The organism is Micromonospora humida (assembly GCF_016901255.1).
GTDB lineage: Bacteria > Actinomycetota > Actinomycetes > Mycobacteriales > Micromonosporaceae > Micromonospora > Micromonospora wenchangensis.
On record NZ_JAFEUC010000023.1, the window covers coordinates 34,114 to 50,834 of the forward strand.

The following is a 16,721-nucleotide window of genomic DNA, read 5'->3' on the forward strand; positions in this document are numbered from 1 at the left end:
AGAGGCGGTGCCGATGACCGTGCCGGCGGTGACCCCCGCAACCGGGTCGGCGGCGTCCACCGGGCCGGGGGCGTTCGACCGGGTCGGGGTCGGGGGCGGGCCGTGACGTCCGGCCTGGCGCTGACCTTCGCCCTCGGCGCGGCGTTCGGCTACGGCGTCGGCTCGGTCCTGCAGGCCGTCGGGGCCCGGCGCGGGGCCAGCACCCTGCGCGCCCTCGGCCACCCGCTCTACCTCGCCGGCCTGGCCTGCGACACGCTGGCCTGGCTGGCCTCCCTGGTCGCCCTCCAGAAACTGCCGGTGTACGCGGTTCAATCGGTCACCGCCGGCTCGCTGGCCGTCACCGTGGTCATCGCCCGGATCGTGCTCGGCGCGCGCCTGCGCCGCCGGGACACCGGGGCGATCCTGCTCACCGTCGCCGCCCTGACCGTCATCTCGCTGGCCGCCGGCCCCGAACCACCGGTCACCGCGTCCACGGCACTGCGGGTCGGCCTGGCCGGTGCGGCGGTGCTGACCGCGCTCGCCGGCCTCGCCGCCCTGCGGGTCGCCCGGCCGGTCGTCGCCGCCACCCTGGCCGGCCTCTCCTGGGGCATCACCGCGCTGTGCGCGCGGGCGCTGACCCCGCCACCCGACCCGCTGGGCCACCCCGGCGCGGCGGCCTGGGACCTGCTGCTGGGGCCGGTCACCTGGGGACTGGTCATCTCCGGGGTGGCCGGGACGGTCCTCTACGCGCACGCGCTGCGCCACGGGCAGGTCGGGCCGGTCACCGCCGTGCTCTGGGCGGTCGAGATCGTCGTCCCCTCGGTCGCCGGGGTGCTGCTGCTCGGCGACGGCGTCCGCGCCGGCTGGCTGCCCTGGGCGGTCCTGGCCACCCTGACCACCGTGGCCGCCGCGATCGTGCTCGCCAGCGCCCCGGGCACCGCCGACACCGCCGCAGCGGACGACCACGCCCCCGGCTGAGCCCGCAGGGCGCTCCGGGGGAAACGGTCAGCCCGGCCGGCGGCCCTCGCCGGCCGGTCGTCGGCCCTTGAGCCGGCGGCCCAACTCCCGGGCGATCTCCCGGTTCGCGTCGCGTTCGGCGAGCACCTGACGCTTGTCGTACGAGCGGCGGCCCCGGGCCAGCCCGACCTCGACCTTGGCCCAGCCGTTGCTGAAGTACATCGACAGCGGCACCAGGGTCACCCCCGGGTCACGCAGCTTCTCCAGGATGCGGGCGATCTCCACCCGGTGCAGCAGCAGTTTGCGGGTCCGCCGGGGCTGGTGGTTGGTCCACGTGCCGAAGCCGTACTCGGCGATGTGCAGGCCGTACAGCATGATCTCGCCGTCGCGTTCCTGGGCGAACGCGTCGACCAGCGACACCCGCCCCTCGCGTAGCGACTTCACCTCGGTGCCGACCAGCACGATGCCCGCCTCGTACGTCTTCAGGACGGTGTAGTCGTGCCGGGCCTTCCTGTTGACGGCGATCAGCGTGCGCTCCGCGTCCCGTGCCACGACGACCACCTCCGCCCGGATCTGCCAGCGGCGTACACCCTACCGCCGGTGCCGACCCGGCAGCCGCGTGGCAGGATCGCCGCATGTCGGAGTGGGCGGCGATCGTGCCGGAGGACCGGGACTGGACCGGCGTCATCGACGACGGGTGCGCCGAGTGTGGTTTCGTGCCGCAGCGGGCCGAGGCCACCGGGGGTCTGCTGCGGGCCACCGTCCCGGTCTGGCGGGAGGTGCTGTCCCGGCCCGACGCGACCCGGCGGCCCGCGCCGACCGTCTGGTCGCCGGTGGAGTACGCCTGCCACGTGCGGGACACCTGCCGGATCTTCCGGGGTCGGCTGGCGCTGATGCTCGACGAGGACGACCCGGTCTTCCCCAATTGGGACCAGGACGCCACCGCCGTCGAGGACGACTACTTCCACCAGTCACCGGCCCGGGTGGCCAGGGAACTCGCCGAACAGGCCGAGTCGACCGCCGCCGCGTTCGACGCCGTCACGCCCGGGCAGTGGGCCCGGCCGGGCCGGCGCAGCAACGGTTCGGTGTTCACCGTCCGCCGCTTCGCCGTCTACTTCCTGCACGACGTGGTGCACCACGTGCACGACGTCACCCGCCCGACGACCTCCCGCTGACCCTCCGGCGCAGCCGCGCGGCCGGTAGGGTCCGCGACCGTGACCGATGTCGACTTCCTCGCCGAGACCCGCGCCTCCTACGACACGATGGCCGCCGAGTACACCACCCGCAACCGTGGTGAGCTGGCTGCCCGCCCGGTCGACCGGGCCATGCTCGCCGCGTTCGCCGAGACCGTGCTGACCGGCGGGGGCGGGCCGGTGCTGGAGGTCGGCTGCGGCCCCGGGCGGATCACCGGCCACCTGCGCGACCTCGGGCTGGCCGTCACCGGGCTCGACCTGTCCCCGGGCATGCTGGCGCAGGCCCGGCTGGCCCATCCCGACCTGACCTTCGTCGAGGCGTCCATGCTGGACCTGCCGGTGGCCGACGGCGTGCTGGCCGGCCTGGTCGCCTGGTACAGCGTCATCCACGTTCCCGACGAGTGGCTGCCCCGGGTGTTCGCCGAGTTCCACCGGGTCCTCGCCCCCGGCGGGCACGCCCTGCTCGCCTTCCAGGTCGGCGACGAGACGGTCCGCTACACCGAGGCGTGGGGCCACCCGGTGGCGCTGGCCTTCCGTCGCCGCCGCCCGGACCACGTGGCCGCGCTACTGGGCGCCGCCGGACTGTCGGAGCAGGCCCGGATGTGCCGCGCGCCGCAGGAGTTCGATGGCGCCATGGAACGCACCCCGCAGGCCAACCTGCTGGTTCGTCGGGACGACGACCGGGCGTGACCGGGCCGCCACGGCACCTCGTATCCTGTTGCGCGGATCTGGCCCACCCGTACGAGGAGGTTGGTGTGAGCAGTCGGACCGAGACGCTGGAGTTCCAGGCGGAGACACGCCAGCTGCTGCAACTGATGGTGCATTCCATCTACTCGCACAAGGACGTCTTCCTGCGCGAGCTGATCTCCAACGCCTCCGACGCGTTGGACAAGCTCCGGCTGGAGTCGCTGGTCGACTCCGACCTCGACGTCGACACCTCTGACCTGCACATCGAGTTGGTCACCGACCCGCAGGCCCGGACCCTGACCGTGCGGGACAACGGCATCGGCATGTCCCGCGAGGACGTCGTCTCGCTGATCGGCACCATCGCCCGCTCCGGCACCGCCGAGCTGCTGCGCAAGCTCAAGGAGTCCAAGGAGACCGCCGGCGGCGAGCTGATCGGCCAGTTCGGTGTCGGGTTCTACTCGACGTTCATGGTCGCCGACCGGGTCACCCTGCTCACCCGGCGGGCCGGGCAGGCCGAGGGCACCCGCTGGGAGTCCAGCGGCGAGGGCACGTACGTGGTGGAGACCGTCGACGACGCCCCGCAGGGCACCTCGGTCACCGTGCACCTCAAGCCCGCCGACGACGAGGACAACCTGCACGACTACGCCGACCTCGCCACGGTCCGGCAGATCGTCAAGCGGTACTCGGACTTCATCGCCTGGCCGATCCGCACCACCGTGCCGGGCGTCGACGGCGGCGAGCCCACCGAGGAGACCCTCAACTCCCGCAAGGCGCTCTGGGCGCGTCCGCGCGACGAGGTCGCCGAGGAGGAGTACCGGGACTTCTACCGGCACGTCAGCCACGACTGGACCGACCCGCTGGAGACCATCCACATGCGCGGGGAGGGCACCTTCGAGTACGAGGCGCTGCTGTTCCTGCCCGCGCACGCGCCGTACGACCTGTACCAGGCCGATGGTCGGCGCGGAGTGCAGCTCTACGTCAAGCGGGTGTTCGTGATGGACGACTGCGCCGCACTGATGCCGAACTACCTGCGCTTCGTCAAGGGCGTGGTGGACGCGCACGACCTGTCGCTGAACATCTCCCGGGAGATCCTCCAGCAGGACCGGCAGATCCAGATCGTCCGCCGCCGGCTGGTCCGCAAGGTGCTCGCCACGGTCAAGGACATGCGCACCGGCAACCCGGAGAAGTTCGCCACCTTCTGGGGCGAGTTCGGCCGGGTGGTCAAGGAGGGTCTGCTGGAGGACCCGGACAACACCGAGACCATCCTGGAGCTGGTCTCGGTGGCCTCCACCCACCACGACACCGAGCCCACCACGCTGGGCGGGTACGTGGAGCGGATGAAGGACGGCCAGACCGAGATCTACTACGCCACCGGCGAGAACCGCACCATGCTGGAGAACTCGCCGCACCTGGAGGCGTTCCGGGCCAAGGGCTTCGAGGTGCTGCTGCTCACCGACCCGGTCGACGAGGTGTGGGTGGAGCGGGTCGGCCAGTTCGACGGCAAGCCGCTGCGCTCCATCGCCAAGGGCCAGGTCGACCTGGAGACCGAGCAGGAACGCAAGGACACCGAGGTGGCCCGGGAGCAGCAGAACAAGGAGTACGCCGAACTGCTCACCTTCCTCGGCGGGGCGCTCGCCGACACGGTCAAGGAGGTCCGGCTGTCCTCCCGGCTGACCACCTCGCCCGCGTGCATCGTCGGCGACGCGCACGACATCACCCCGACCCTGGAGAAGATGTACCGGGCGATGGGGCAGGAACTGCCGCCGGTCAAGCGCATCCTCGAACTCAACCCGACCCACCCGCTGGTCACCGGCCTGCGCGTCGCCCACCAGCGGGGCGACGACAGCGCGGCGCTCACCGAGACCGCCGAACTGCTCTACGGCACGGCGCTGCTCGCCGAGGGCGGCGACCTGGCCGACCCGGCCCGGTTCGCCCGGCTGCTCGCCGACCGGCTGGCCCGTACCCTCTGATCCGCCTCCGCTCCCGGCCGGGCGTCGGCCCGGCCGGGAGCGACGGGTGGCTGGCCGGCCGCCGGGTGAGCGCGGGGCCCGGCGCCCGGCGCCCGGCGGCAGGAGGCGGCGCGGCGGCAGACGCGTTCGTCAACTGGTCCGGCCGCCTCACCTTCACCCCGGCCCGGTTCGAGCGGGCGGGTCCGTCGGTGGCCGTCCGGTGACCTGACCCGGGTGGGCCGGCGCTGACCCGGCGGTCGGTCGCCGTACCGGATAGGGTTGCTCCAGGTGTGCCGGGAAGTCTGGTCGGCGGTGGATGACGCGATCCCTGCCGACGAGGAGTTTCCGTGACCAACGCCACCCGGCGACGCTCCAGCCTGTTCGCCCGCCGCTCCTGGGGCGAGACCAGCCGGATCTCGGCCATCCTGCGCCGGGAGACCGTCGGCGGCGCGCTGCTGCTCGGCGGGGCGCTCATCGCCCTGGTCTGGTCGAATTCTCCCTGGTCGGGCGCGTACCAGACGCTGCGCGACACCACCGTCGGCCCGGCCGCGCTGCATCTCGACCTGAGCGTGGCGACCTGGGCCGCCGACGGTCTGCTGGCGGTGTTCTTCTTCGTCGCCGGTCTGGAACTCAAACGCGAGTTCGTCGCCGGTGACCTGCGTGACCCCCGGCGGGCGGCGGTGCCGGTGGCGGCGGCCGTCGGTGGGGTGATCGTGCCCGCCGTCCTGTACGCCCTGATCGCCGCGGGTGCCGGCGGTGACGCGGGCCGGGGCTGGGCCATCCCGACCGCCACCGACATCGCGTTCGCTCTGGCGGTGCTCGCCGTGGTGGGCCGCTTCCTGCCGTCGGCGTTGCGGACCTTCCTGCTCACCCTGGCGGTGGTCGACGACCTGCTCGCCATCATGATCATCGCGGTCTTCTACACCTCGAACCTGTCGGTCGCCCCGCTGCTGGGCGCGCTGCTGCCGCTCGCCGCGTTCGGGCTGCTGGTGCAGCGCCGCATCCGGTCGTGGTGGCTGCTGCTGCCGTTGGCCGCCCTCACCTGGGTGCTGGTGCACGAGTCGGGGGTGCACGCCACCGTGGCCGGCGTGCTGCTCGCCTTCACCGTGCCGGTGGTGCGCAGCGCGGCGGCGGGCGGCCCGGACGCCGGGCCCGGCCTGGCCGAGCACTTCGAGCACCGGGTGCGGCCGATCTCCGCCGGCATCGCCGTGCCGGTGTTCGCGTTCCTCTCCGCCGGGGTCACCGTGGGAGGGCTCGCCGGGCTGGCCACCGCGCTGACCGACCGGGTCGCGGTGGGCATCGCCGTCGGCCTGGTCGTCGGCAAGCCGATCGGCATCCTGACCGCGACCTGGCTGGTGTCCCGGTTCACCCGGGCCGACCCCGACGAGGGTCTCAACTGGCTCGACGCGCTCGGGCTCGCACTGCTCGGCGGGATCGGCTTCACCGTCTCGCTGCTGATCGGGGAGCTGGCCTTCGGCCTGGGCAGTGCCCGTGACGACCACGCCAAGGTGGCGGTGCTCGCCGGTTCGCTGTTGTCGGCGCTGCTGGCCAGCGTCGTCCTGCGCGCCCGCAGCCGGGTCTACCGGCGGGTCCACGAGGCCGAGAGCGTCGACCTGGACCGCGACGGCGTGCCGGACGTCTTCCAGCCGGAGCCGCCCCGACCCGCCGACACCGGCGACGGCCCGTCCGTCCCGAGGTGACCGTCGGCCCGGCGGTCAGGGCCCGACCGGGTACGCCCGGGTGTCGCCGGCCGCGACGCTCGCCCAGACCTGCTGTCCGGGGAGCAGCCGCAGGCCGGCGGCGACGGCGGGGGTGACGTCGGCGACGGTGTCGAGCGCCCCGGTGAGCTGCACCCGCAGGTGGTCGCCGTGCCGGTGCACCCCGGCGACGGTCGCCGGCCAGCCGGGCCGGGTGGCGTCGTCGGGGCGGTGCGGGTGCAGGCGCACGGCGGTGGGTGCGAAGACCACGAAGGCGTCGCCGTCGAGCCGGTCGGCGGTCGGCAGCGCCAGCCCGTCGGTGAGCCGGACCCGCCGCCCGTCGGCCCGGCCCCGGTGCAGGTTCAGCCCCACCAGCCGGGCCACGTAGTCGGTGCGCGGCCGGCTGGTCACCGCGCTGGCGTCGCCCTCCTGGACCACCCGGCCGTCCTCGACGACGACCAGCCGGTCGGCCAGCGCCAGCGCGTCCAGCGGGTCGTGGGTGACCAGGACGGCCGCCCCGGCATGGTCGGTGAGGTGGCGGTGCAGTTCGGCGCGGGTGTCCAGCCGGGTCCGGGCGTCGAGCGCGGCCAGCGGCTCGTCGAGCAGCAGCAGGGTCGGGTGGACGGCGAGCGCGCGGGCCAGCGCGACCCGCTGGGCCTGCCCGCCGGAGAGCTGCCGGGGTCGCCGCCCGGCGTACCCGGCCAGGCCGACCCGGTCCAGCCACCGGTCGGCCCGTGCGCGGGCGGCCCGCCGGGGCAGGCCCTGCCGGCGCGGGCCGAAGGCCACATTGTCCCGGGCGGTCAGGTGCGGGAAGAGCAGGTAGTCCTGGAACACCACGCCGACCGGTCGCCGCTCGGGTGGCACGAACCGGCGGGCGTCCGGGTGGTCCAGTTCCACCCCGCTGAGGCGTAGCCGGCCGGCGTCGAGCGGCTGCAGCCCGGCCAGGGCGCGCAGCGCGGTGGTCTTGCCGGCGCCGTTCGGGCCGAGCAGCGCGACCACCTCCCCGGCGGCGACGTGCAGCCGGACGTCCAGCCGGAACCCGGCCCGGTCGACGACCAGGTGCCCGTCGAGCAGCGGCGGTGTCACGGGCCGCCGATCCACCGGTCGCGCAGCCCGGCGAGGATCACCACCGAGACGGTGAGCAGCACCAGGCTGAGCACCACGGCGGCCTCCAGGTCGGTCTCCAGGGCCAGGTAGACGGCGAGCGGCATGGTCTGGGTACGGCCCGGATAGTTGCCGGCGAAGGTGATGGTCGCGCCGAACTCGCCGAGCGCGCGGGCCCAGCACAGCACCGCCCCGGCGGCGACCCCCGGGCCGACCAGCGGGAGGGTGACCCGGGTGAAGGTGGTCCACCGGCCCGCGCCCAGGGTGGCGGCGGCCTCCTCGTAGCGGTGGTCGACGCCGCGCAGCGCCCCCTCCACCGCGATGATCAGGAACGGCATCGCCACGAACGCCTCGGCGAGCACCACGCCGGTGGTGGTGAACGGCAGCGTGACGCCGAAGGTGGCGTCCAGCCAGCCGCCGACCGGCCCGCGCCGGCCGAAGACCAGCAGCAGCGCCACCCCGCCGACCACCGGCGGCAGCACCAACGGCACGGTGACCAGCGCCCGGACCAGCCGCCGGCCGGGGAACTCCACCCGGGCCAGCAGCCAGGCCAGGGGTACGCCCAGCGCCAGGCAGAGCAGCGTGGCGAGGGTGGCGCACTGCACCGACAGTCGCAGCGCGGTGAGTACCCCGGGTGCGGTGAGGCGCGGTCCCAGCGACGTCCACGGGGTGCGCAACAGCAGGCCGCCCAGCGGCAGCACCAGGAACAGCAACCCCAGGGCGGCCGGTACGAGCAGCGCGACCGGCACCCGTTGACCGGTGCCGCGTCGACGGGTGGGCGCGGTCACGGGCCTGCCGGCGGCTGGAATCCGGCGTCGGTGAGGACGGCCCGGCCGGACGCCGACCGGACCAGCGCGACGAAGGCGCGGGCGGCGACGGGGTTCGGCGCGTCGGTGAGCACCACGATCGGGTAGTCGTTGGCGGCGCGGGTCGACTCGGGGAACTCGACGCCGTCGACCTCCCGGTCGGCCGCGCGGGCGTCGGTGCGGTAGACCAGCGCCGCGTCGACCTCGCCGAGTCTCACCTTGGCCAGTGCGCCCCTGACGTCCTGTTCGAGGGTGACCGGGGTGACCCGTACGCCGGCCGCGTCCAGGGCGGTGGTGGCCGCCGCCCCGCACGGCACCTGGGCGGCGCACAGCGCGACCTTCAACCCCGGGCGGGTCAGGTCGGCCAGCCCGGTGAGGCGCTGCGGGTTGCCCTGCGGCACGGCGATGACGAGCTGGTTGCGGGCGAAGACGGTGGGGGTGTCGGCGGCGTGCCCGGCGTCGGTGACGGTGGCCATGTTCCTCGGGGCGGCCGAGGCGAACACGTCGGCGGGCGCACCCTGGGTGATCTGGGTGGCCAGGGCGGAGCTGCCGGCGAAGTTGAAGGTGACAGTCGTGCCCGGGTGTTCGGCCTCGAACCGCCGGCCGAGGGTGGTGAACGACTCGGTCAGCGACGCGGCGGCGAAGACGGTCAGCGTGCCGCGCGGTCCACCGTCGGCGGCCGGGGCGGTGGTCCCGGCCGTGCATCCGGCCAGGGCGAGGACGGCCGCGACGAGGGGGACGACGACGGCGCGACGGTGACCGCCCGGCGGGTCGGCGGTCGGGGCGGGCGGTCCGTCGGAGCGGGTCACGGGTCGGTCCTTGTCCTGGCGGGGCCGGTGGGCGCGGGCCGCTCCACCACGACGGTGGTCGACTTGATGACGGCGACGGCCACCGAGCCGACCCGCAGGTCCAGTTCGTCGACGGCCTCGCGGCTCATCAGGGAGACGATCCGGAACGGCCCGGCCTGGATGTCGACCTGGGCCATCACGGTGTCCCGGACGACGGCGGTGACGATCCCGCGCAGCCGGTTGCGGGCCGAGGAGAACTCGGCCCCCTCGTCGGGGGCGGCGGACTGGGCGCGGACGAAGCCGGCCAGGTCCACGCCGTCGACGAGTCGGTGGCCGTGGGTGTCCCGCCGGGCGGGCAACCGGCCGGCGTCCACCCAGCGCCGCACGGTGTCGGCGCTGACTCCGAGCAACTCGGCGGCCTCGCTGATCCGGAACACGCTCACCCGGTCACCCTAACGACCCGCATCTGCTGAACGGAAGGAGGTATCTCCCTCGCAGAAGCGAACGGTGAGGCCGTCTGCGGCCCGCAATCGCGGCTACCAGCCGAAGCCGGCCCGCGTCGGTCCGGCCGGTTCGGTTGTCGTCGGGCCGGCGGGTGGGGCCGCGCCGGCCGCCGGGCTACCGGGGGAGCGGTGGGGCGGACACGCCGACGGCCGGCCATCGCGGGTGGCGACGACCGGCCGCTGCCGGCGGTGGGAGGTCAGCTCAGGGTGAGCGCGGTGTCGTCCACCACGAAGGACGTCTGCAGGCTGCTGTCCTCCACCCCGCTGAACGAGATGGTGACGGTGCTGCCCGCCAGCGCGGACACGTCGAAGCTGCGCTGCACGTACCCGCTGGCGGCGTTGACGTTGGAGTACGTCGCCAGGGTGGTGCTGCCGGCCTTGACGGTCAGCCTGTCGTACGCCGTGCTGCCCGACTCGGCCGTGTCGATGTGCAGCCAGAAGGACAGGGTGGCCCGGCAACCGGCCGGGATCGCCACCGACTGGGTGACGGTGTCGGTGTGGGTCGAGCCGTACCCGTTGAGCCACGCCTTGTACGAGCCACCGTGCGCGGCCTGGCTGGCCGACGAGGTGATCACGCCCGAGGTGGCGGTCCAGCCGGTGCCGCCGGACTCGAAGCCGGGGTTGGTCAGCTTCTGGCCGGAGCAGCCGCCCGAGGTCGGGGTGGGCGTCGGGGTGGAGGTCGCCGTCGGGGTGGGCGTCGGGGTGCCGCCGGTGCAGGTCGGGTCGGCGGACTGCGCCGGCACGCTCACCGCGTCCCAGGCGGCCTTGACCGTGTTGAACTCGGTGCAGCTGCCCGGGTAGAGGGTCTTGGCGGCCTGCAACGTCCAGGTGCGGTACTTCAGGTACGACGAGGTGGTCGTCTTGATCAGCATCGCGTTGTACATGATCTTGATGGCCTTCTGGATGCCGAGGCCGGTCACCGTGCTGCTGTTGCAGGTCGGGCTGGTCGGCTGCCCGTTGGTCGGGTTGCTGCCCATGGCCAGCAGGTAGAACCAGTGGTTGCCCGGACCGGCCGCCGCGTGCACCTCCTGGCTCGGGATGCTGCTGGAGTAGCAGTTCGCGTCGCCGAGCGCGGACGGGTTGTACATGTTGCGGATCGGGCCGCTGCCGACCAGGTTGATCTTCTCGCCGACGAGGAAGTCCGGCGCGTCGTAGGTGGACGGCTCGTTGGCGAACCACTCGGTGGCCGCGCCGAAGGTGTCGGCGACGAACTCCTGGGTGTTGCCCCGGGAGATGCCGCCGGGGGTGGTGTCGTCGATGCCGTGGCCGATCTCGTGGGCCACCACGTCGAGCGAGCCGATCCACTGCCCGGCGGTGTTCTTGCCGATCTGCACCTGGGAGCCGTCGTAGTAGGCGTTCTGGTCGTTGAGCCCGACCCGGATGGGCCACGCGCCACCGCTGCCGTTGGCGCCGTTGCGGCCCAGCCACTGCGACAGCATCTTGTGCTCGGTCTGCGCCGAGAACAGGGCGTCGACGCAGCCGGTCTCCTTGTTGGTGCCGGTGCCGTTGCCCCAGACGTCGTCCGAGCCGGAGAAGGTGGTGTTGTTCGCGGCGTCCTGGCAGCTCAGGTTGGTGGTGCTCGGGTCCTTCAGCGAGTAGGTGCTGCCCGACTGGGTGGTGTTCAGGGTGACCGGGCCGTTCCACACGCCGGTGCCGGTGCCCCGCACCACGTGCTCCTGGGTGTCCAGCACCGCGCCGGTGGCGGCGTCCACGTCGACGGTCAGCCGGCTGGGGCCGTCCGCGCCGGTGCCGGTGACGGTGGTCTCCCAGGCCAGCGTGGGCCGGGCGCCGAGGGTGTGCACGACCAGCGTGGTGCCCTCGACGCCGCTGACCGTGCGCAGTTGGGTGCGGGCGGTCCGCTCGGCGGCGGCGGCGGTGAGCTTCGGCGTGGTGGACAGGTTCCCGATGCTCTGCTGCTGGGCGACGGAGGCGTAGGTGACCTCGCCGGTGGCGGTGGTCGCCAGGACGAAGTCCCCGCCGACCACGCGCAGGCCCTTGTAGGTGCGTTCGTAGGGGACGTACTGGATGCCTTCGGAGGCGATGACCGGCCGCTGCACGAACGCGTCGTCGGCGCTGGCGTGCAGGTAGGCGGGGCGGCTGGCGACCAGCGAGCTGGCCGCGCCGACGGCGGCGGCCCGGGCCTGGGCCGGGTCGGGGGCGGGGTGGGACGGCGCGGCCTGGACCGCCGCGGCGGTGCCCGCGGCGATCAGGCCGGCCGCGACCGCGCCGGAGAGCGCGACGAGGCGGGGTGAGAGCGTCAAGGGGATGCTCCTGTTCTCGGGCGGCGTCGCGGTGCCCGGTGGGGTCGCGCGCCGATGCTGCGTGAGGCGTGGCCGCGACGGGTTGTCTCCGGGCTGCCGGCGGGCCCGGTGGGGGTGACTGTCCGTCGCGTGTCGCCGGGGGTTGGCGACTGCTGGAGGCACGATCACACGGGCAGGCATCCATATCAATGGGTTGACCCGGGCAACCATGCCGTCGGACTGCCGAAACCCCTGTTGCCAGGTGATGAACGACCCTCGGCCACCCCGGTCTGAACAGGTCATCCCCGTCGATCTCGGTCCCGCCGACCGCCCCAGTTGCGGGTTTTCGCCGGAACGCGCGCCGGATGCGCATACACCCGCCGACCAGCGGTGCGACACCCTCGCCGGGTCCGTCGTGCCCGGCCCGGCGGGGCGCGTGCCCGGCCCGTCGGGTGCGGGCCGGACGGGCACCGGTCGCCTACCATGCGGCTGTGCCGGACATCGACGGATCCCTCGCCGCCGGGCAGGTCTGGCGGGGGCAGGGCGACTGGTCGCAGGCCGCCCGACGGGCCAAGCGACGGATCACCACCGGGCGGCGGGCGGTCGCCGCGCTGACGGCCGCCGCTGCCGTCGCCGGCACCGCGGCGGCCCGGCTGGCCGCGTCCGCGCCCACCGCCGGCCGGGTGCTCGCGCTCGTCGCCGCCGTGTCGCTGCTGCTGGTGCCGGTGCTCGGCCGCCGCGCCTCCCGCGACGCGGTGGCCGTCTGGACCCGGCTCCGGGCGGTCTCCGAGGCGTCCAAGGCGGAGCTGTACCGCTACCTCGCCCGCGTCGCCCCCTACGCCGGTGCCGACGCCGACGCCGTCCTGCTGCACCGCTACGGACTGCTCGTGGACGGCGTCGGCGACCTGGTCGGGCACACCCTCGACGGCACCCCGGCCGACCGTCCGCTGCCCCCGGTCACCGGCCTGCCGAGCTACCTGGCCGAACGGGTACAGCGGCAGGTCGACGGCTACTACCTGCCGGCGGCCCGGCAGGCCGCTCGCGCCGCCACCCGGATCGGCCGGGCGGCGACCGCGTTGACCGTCGTGGCCGCCGTGCTCTCCGCCGTGGTCGGGGTGTTCGGCGACGCGCTCGGCCTGACCGCGTGGGTGCCGGTGGTCGCGGCGGTCACCACCGCGCTGGTCGGCTACGGCGCGGCCGAACGCCACGAACAACAGCACCTGGAGTACGCCCGGACGGCCGACCAGCTCACCCGGCTGCGACTGACCCGGGCGGCCGGGCTGGGCTGGACCGACGACGAGGCGTTCGTCGCCGAGGCCGAACGGATCATCGCCCAGTCCAACGCGGCCTGGATGGCCAAGATGATCGAGGATGATGGCGCTGCGCAGCAGTGACATGACGGGCTGTGGCGGATAGCATCATCGACATCCGTGATTGGTCGTCGACGTGGGCGGACCTCCGTCCACCTCCGACACAAGATGGGGGCCCGACGTGGACCGCACCCAACGCCCGTCCGATCCGTTCCCGACGCCGATGAGCGACGTGCGACGCACCCCGCTCGGTCAGATCCCGGTCGAGCGGGCCGTCGCCGTCGCCCGCATCGACGACCGCCGGGCCACCCACCCGACCCGGGTCGATGTCGCGTCCTTCAGCTCGCACGTCTGACCCGGCCACCGCGCCCCGTGCCCCGGTCACCCCGCTGCGCCAGTACGTCCTCAAGCTGACCAGCCGGTGCGACCTGGCATGTGACCACTGCTACGTCTACGAACACCCCGACCAGTCGTGGCGTCGTCAACCCCGGCTGATGACGCCCGACACGGTCGAGGCCACCGCCCGGCGGATCGCCGAGCACGCCACCACCCACCGGCTCACCGCGGTCCGGGTGGTCCTGCACGGCGGGGAGCCCCTGCTGGCCGGTGCGGCCCGGCTCGCCACCACCGCCACGATCCTGCGCCGGGTGATCGACCCGGTGACCCGGCTCGACCTGCGGATGCAGACCAACGGCGTGCTGCTCACCGCCGAGATCGCCGACGTCCTCGTCGCCCACGACGTCAGGGTGGGCGTCTCACTGGACGGCGACCGGTCGGCCAACGACCGGCACCGCCGGTACGCCAACGGCGCGAGCAGCCACGACCAGGTGCGCCGGGCACTGGCCCTGCTGCGTCGCCCCGCCTACCGCAGCTCCTACGCCGGGCTGCTGTGCACCGTCGACCTGGCCAACGACCCGCTGCGGGTCTACCAGGCGCTGCTCGCCGAGGAACCGCCCCGGATCGACTTCCTGCTGCCGCACGCCAACTGGGACCGTCCGCCCGCCCGCCCCGACGGGGCCACCACCCCGTACGCGGACTGGCTGCTGACCATCCACCGGCGCTGGCTGGCCGACGGGCGGCCGGTGCCGATCCGGCTGCTGGAGTCCCTGCTGGCCACGGCCACCGGCGGCAGCACCGGCACCGAGGCGGTCGGGCTCGCCCCGGCGGACCTGGTCGTGGTGGAGACCGACGGCAGCTTCGAGCAGGTCGACTCGCTCAAGTCCGCCTTCCACGGTGCCGCCGCCACCGGCCTGGACGTGTTCCGGCACGCCGTCGACGAGGCGGCGGCCCATCCGGGCATCGCCGTCCGGCAGACCGGCCTGGCCGGCCTGTGCGCCACCTGCCGCTCCTGCCCGCTGGTACGCCGCTGCGGCGGGGGCCTGTTCGCCCACCGCTACCGCTCGGCCACCGGTTTCGACAACCCGTCGGCGTACTGCGCGGACCTGGCCGCGTTGATCCGGGCCACCGCCGTCCCCGCCGGGTCGCCGCAGCAGCGGCCGGTCGACACGTTGCCCCCCGCCGTCCTGGCCGACCTCGGCTCCGGGCGGGGCGGCCCGGGTTCGGTGGATCAGCTCGCCGCCGTCCACCACGGCATCGCCCGTGCGCTCACGGTCGCGCTCAGTCCCGCCGCCACCGCCGACCCGGTCGCGGCGGCCGGTTGGCACCTGCTGGTGGCGCTGGACGTGTCCGCGCCCGACGCCGTCGACCACGTGCTCACCCACCCGTTCGTCAGGCGGTGGGCGCAGCGGTGCCGGGCTGGGGCGACGGGCGACCTGTCCCACCTCGCCGCCGTCGCCGCCGCCGCGGCGGTCCGGGCCGGCGTCGACGCCGACCTCGTGCTGCCGGTGCGGGCCGGCGCGGTGCACCTGCCGACCCTCGGCGCGATCATGGTGGACACCGACGCCGCCACGGTGCCCGTCACGATCTCCGGCGGCGGCGTCGCGCTGCGGGCCGGCCGGCGACGGGTCCTGGTCCGGCCGGCCGTCGGACCCCACCCGGACCGGTGGCGGCCCACCCGGGCGGCCCACACCGGCGACGGGACCGTCCTGCTGGAGGACACCGACCCGTACCGCGACTGCTTCGACCTGCCGGTGGCGGCCCGGCTCACCCCGGCGGTCGCCGACCGCTGGACGCGGCAGGTGCGTCGGGCGGTCGACCGCCTCGACACCGAGGCCGCCGGATACGCCGCCGGGGTACGCGCCCTGCTGCGCGCCGTGGTGCCGCTGCGGCCGGACCCGTCCGGCCGCTCCCGCAGCGCCGCCGCCCGGTCCGCGTTCGGCGCGGTCGCCGTCACCCCCGTCGCCGACGACGCCGCGCTGGCGGTGCTGCTCGTGCACGAGGTGCAACACCTCAAACTGGATGCCGTGCTCGACGTCTGCGAACTGTTCGACCCCGCCGACGCCCGGCGGCTGCGGGTGCCCTGGCGCGACGACCCCAGGCCGGTGGAAGGCGCGCTGCACGGCGTCTACGCCCACCTCGCCGTCGCCGACGTGTGGCGGCACCGCCCGGGAGCCGAAGCGGCGGCACACCACCGGCGCTACCGGGAATGGACCGACGGGACGGTCGACGCGCTGCTCGACCTCGGCAGCCTCACCGCCGACGGCGAGCGGTTCGTCCGGCGGATGCGCGCCACCCTGGACGGATGGCGGTGAACGACAGGGCCACCCTCGCCGCCGACCTGCGGACGCTCGGACTACCCACCGGCGCGACCGTACTGGTGCACTGCGCGCTGTCCAGGGTCCGGCCCGAGCCGGCGGGGCCGGCCACCCTCCTCGCCGCGCTGCGCGACACCCTCGGTGACCACGGCACGGTGGTCGTGCCGACGCAGACCGCCGGCAACTCGGTGACCTCACCGGCGTTCCGGGCCGCCACGGCGGGGATGACCCCGGCCCAGGCCGCCGCCGTCGAGGCGACCATCGCGCCGTTCGATCCGGCGCACAGCCCGGCCCAGGGGATGGGGGCGTTCGCCGAACACGTCCGCCGCCAGGCCGACGCCCGGCGCAGCGCCCACCCGCAGACCTCCTTCGCCGCTCTCGGCCCGGCCGCCGCCACCCTGACCGCCCGGCACGACCTGGACTGCCACCTCGGCGACCGGTCCCCCCTGGGCGCGCTGTACGCCGCCGACGCCCTGGTCCTGCTGCTCGGCGTCGACTGGTCGGTGTGCACCGCGTTCCACCTCGCCGAGTACCGGTGCGCCCGGCCCGCACCGCACCGGGCGTACCGCTGCTACCTGCGTGACCCGCAGGGTCGCCGGGTCCGCCGGGACTTCCGCGCCCCGCACCTGGACGACGGCGACTTCCCGCGGATCGGGGCGGCCGTGGTGGCCGACGGCGCGGTCCGCTCCGGGCCGGTGGGCGCCGCCGACGGTCACTGTGTACGGCTGCGCCGCGCGGTCGACCTCGCCCGGGGGTGGATGGATGCGCACCGACTGGCGTGAAGGGGACAGCGCAGGGTTGGCACCTGTCGATACTGTGGTCGGCCGGGAGCGGCGACGCCGGGCGGGAGCGGT

The 16,721-nt window shown here is 74.6% G+C and carries 15 protein-coding genes; 9 read left to right on the forward strand and 6 right to left on the reverse strand.

Features of this window, described 5'->3' with window-relative positions:
* The first annotated feature begins 102 nt into the window (after window positions 1-102).
* Entirely contained in the window at window positions 103-957 is an 855-nt protein-coding gene (locus JQX11_RS31305) for a DMT family protein (RefSeq protein WP_204928524.1), read from the forward strand.
* Between the two features lie 27 nt (window positions 958-984).
* Here JQX11_RS31305 and smpB read toward each other — a convergent pair whose 3' ends face one another.
* Window positions 985-1,488: an SsrA-binding protein SmpB gene (smpB, locus tag JQX11_RS31310; RefSeq protein WP_204928525.1), complete on the reverse strand. Its 504-nt coding sequence runs from the start codon at window positions 1,486-1,488 to the stop codon at window positions 985-987.
* An 83-nt stretch (window positions 1,489-1,571) separates the two neighbouring features.
* Between smpB and JQX11_RS31315 the strand changes: the two genes are divergently transcribed.
* The 4 genes from JQX11_RS31315 to nhaA all read left to right on the forward strand — a co-directional run bounded on the left by JQX11_RS31315 (window position 1,572) and on the right by nhaA (window position 6,465).
* Window positions 1,572-2,111 carry a DinB family protein gene (locus JQX11_RS31315; protein ID WP_204928526.1) on the forward strand — a complete coding sequence of 180 codons (540 nt, stop codon included), beginning with the start codon at window positions 1,572-1,574 and terminating at the stop codon, window positions 2,109-2,111.
* A gap of 39 nt (window positions 2,112-2,150) precedes the next feature.
* Entirely contained in the window at window positions 2,151-2,819 is a 669-nt protein-coding gene (locus JQX11_RS31320; RefSeq protein WP_307826466.1) for a class I SAM-dependent DNA methyltransferase, read from the forward strand.
* 65 nt (window positions 2,820-2,884) lie between these two features.
* A complete protein-coding gene (gene htpG / locus JQX11_RS31325; protein WP_204928527.1) occupies window positions 2,885-4,786 on the forward strand; it encodes a molecular chaperone HtpG in 1,902 nt (633 codons plus the stop codon).
* A 326-nt stretch (window positions 4,787-5,112) separates the two neighbouring features.
* Complete coding sequence (nhaA, locus tag JQX11_RS31330; protein ID WP_204928528.1) at window positions 5,113-6,465, forward strand: Na+/H+ antiporter NhaA; 1,353 nt, start codon at window positions 5,113-5,115, stop codon at window positions 6,463-6,465.
* Window positions 6,466-6,480: 15 nt separating this feature from the next.
* On the opposite strand, the gene JQX11_RS31335 is transcribed toward nhaA, so the two are convergent.
* The 5 genes from JQX11_RS31335 to JQX11_RS31355 all read right to left on the reverse strand — a co-directional run bounded on the left by JQX11_RS31335 (window position 6,481) and on the right by JQX11_RS31355 (window position 11,924).
* Window positions 6,481-7,548: an ABC transporter ATP-binding protein gene (locus tag JQX11_RS31335; protein WP_372444659.1), complete on the reverse strand. Its 1,068-nt coding sequence runs from the start codon at window positions 7,546-7,548 to the stop codon at window positions 6,481-6,483.
* The gene (locus JQX11_RS31340; RefSeq protein WP_204928547.1) at window positions 7,545-8,375 is read right to left on the reverse strand and encodes an ABC transporter permease; all 831 of its coding nucleotides are present in this window, start codon (window positions 8,373-8,375) and stop codon (window positions 7,545-7,547) included. The genes JQX11_RS31335 and JQX11_RS31340 overlap by 4 nt, the downstream gene beginning before the upstream one ends.
* Entirely contained in the window at window positions 8,351-9,085 is a 735-nt protein-coding gene (gene modA, locus JQX11_RS31345) for a molybdate ABC transporter substrate-binding protein (RefSeq protein WP_204928548.1), read from the reverse strand. Before modA ends, JQX11_RS31340 begins: the two co-directional genes overlap by 25 nt.
* Window positions 9,086-9,177: 92 nt before the next feature.
* On the reverse strand, window positions 9,178-9,603 hold the full coding sequence (locus tag JQX11_RS31350; RefSeq protein ID WP_204928530.1) for a TOBE domain-containing protein: 426 nt from the start codon (window positions 9,601-9,603) through the stop codon (window positions 9,178-9,180).
* A 257-nt stretch (window positions 9,604-9,860) separates the two neighbouring features.
* Window positions 9,861-11,924, reverse strand: a complete 2,064-nt coding sequence (locus tag JQX11_RS31355; RefSeq protein WP_204928531.1) for a M4 family metallopeptidase — start codon at window positions 11,922-11,924, stop codon at window positions 9,861-9,863.
* Between the two features lie 470 nt (window positions 11,925-12,394).
* Between JQX11_RS31355 and JQX11_RS31360 the strand changes: the two genes are divergently transcribed.
* From JQX11_RS31360 to JQX11_RS31370, 4 genes are all read left to right on the forward strand, one after another.
* On the forward strand, window positions 12,395-13,297 hold the full coding sequence (locus tag JQX11_RS31360) for a DUF4231 domain-containing protein (protein ID WP_307826468.1): 903 nt from the start codon (window positions 12,395-12,397) through the stop codon (window positions 13,295-13,297).
* Window positions 13,298-13,436: 139 nt separating this feature from the next.
* Window positions 13,437-13,568 carry a hypothetical protein gene (locus JQX11_RS33245; RefSeq protein ID WP_269757004.1) on the forward strand — a complete coding sequence of 44 codons (132 nt, stop codon included), beginning with the start codon at window positions 13,437-13,439 and terminating at the stop codon, window positions 13,566-13,568.
* Complete coding sequence (locus tag JQX11_RS31365) at window positions 13,540-15,864, forward strand: FxsB family cyclophane-forming radical SAM/SPASM peptide maturase (RefSeq protein ID WP_204928533.1); 2,325 nt, start codon at window positions 13,540-13,542, stop codon at window positions 15,862-15,864. The genes JQX11_RS33245 and JQX11_RS31365 overlap by 29 nt, the downstream gene beginning before the upstream one ends.
* Complete coding sequence (locus tag JQX11_RS31370) at window positions 15,855-16,649, forward strand: AAC(3) family N-acetyltransferase (protein ID WP_204928534.1); 795 nt, start codon at window positions 15,855-15,857, stop codon at window positions 16,647-16,649. The genes JQX11_RS31365 and JQX11_RS31370 overlap by 10 nt, the downstream gene beginning before the upstream one ends.
* Window positions 16,650-16,721 lie beyond the last annotated feature (72 nt).

What these genes read in the sequence shown, in the direction of transcription:
- JQX11_RS31315 (WP_204928526.1), top strand. Translation starts at nt 1,572, where the DNA reads ATGTCGGAGTGGGCGGCGATCGTGCCGGAGGACCGGGACTGGACCGGC.
- JQX11_RS33245 (WP_269757004.1), top strand. Translation starts at nt 13,437, where the DNA reads ATGAGCGACGTGCGACGCACCCCGCTCGGTCAGATCCCGGTCGAGCGG.
- JQX11_RS31370 (WP_204928534.1), top strand. Translation starts at nt 15,855, where the DNA reads ATGGCGGTGAACGACAGGGCCACCCTCGCCGCCGACCTGCGGACGCTC.
- JQX11_RS31365 (WP_204928533.1), top strand. Translation starts at nt 13,540, where the DNA reads ATGTCGCGTCCTTCAGCTCGCACGTCTGACCCGGCCACCGCGCCCCGT.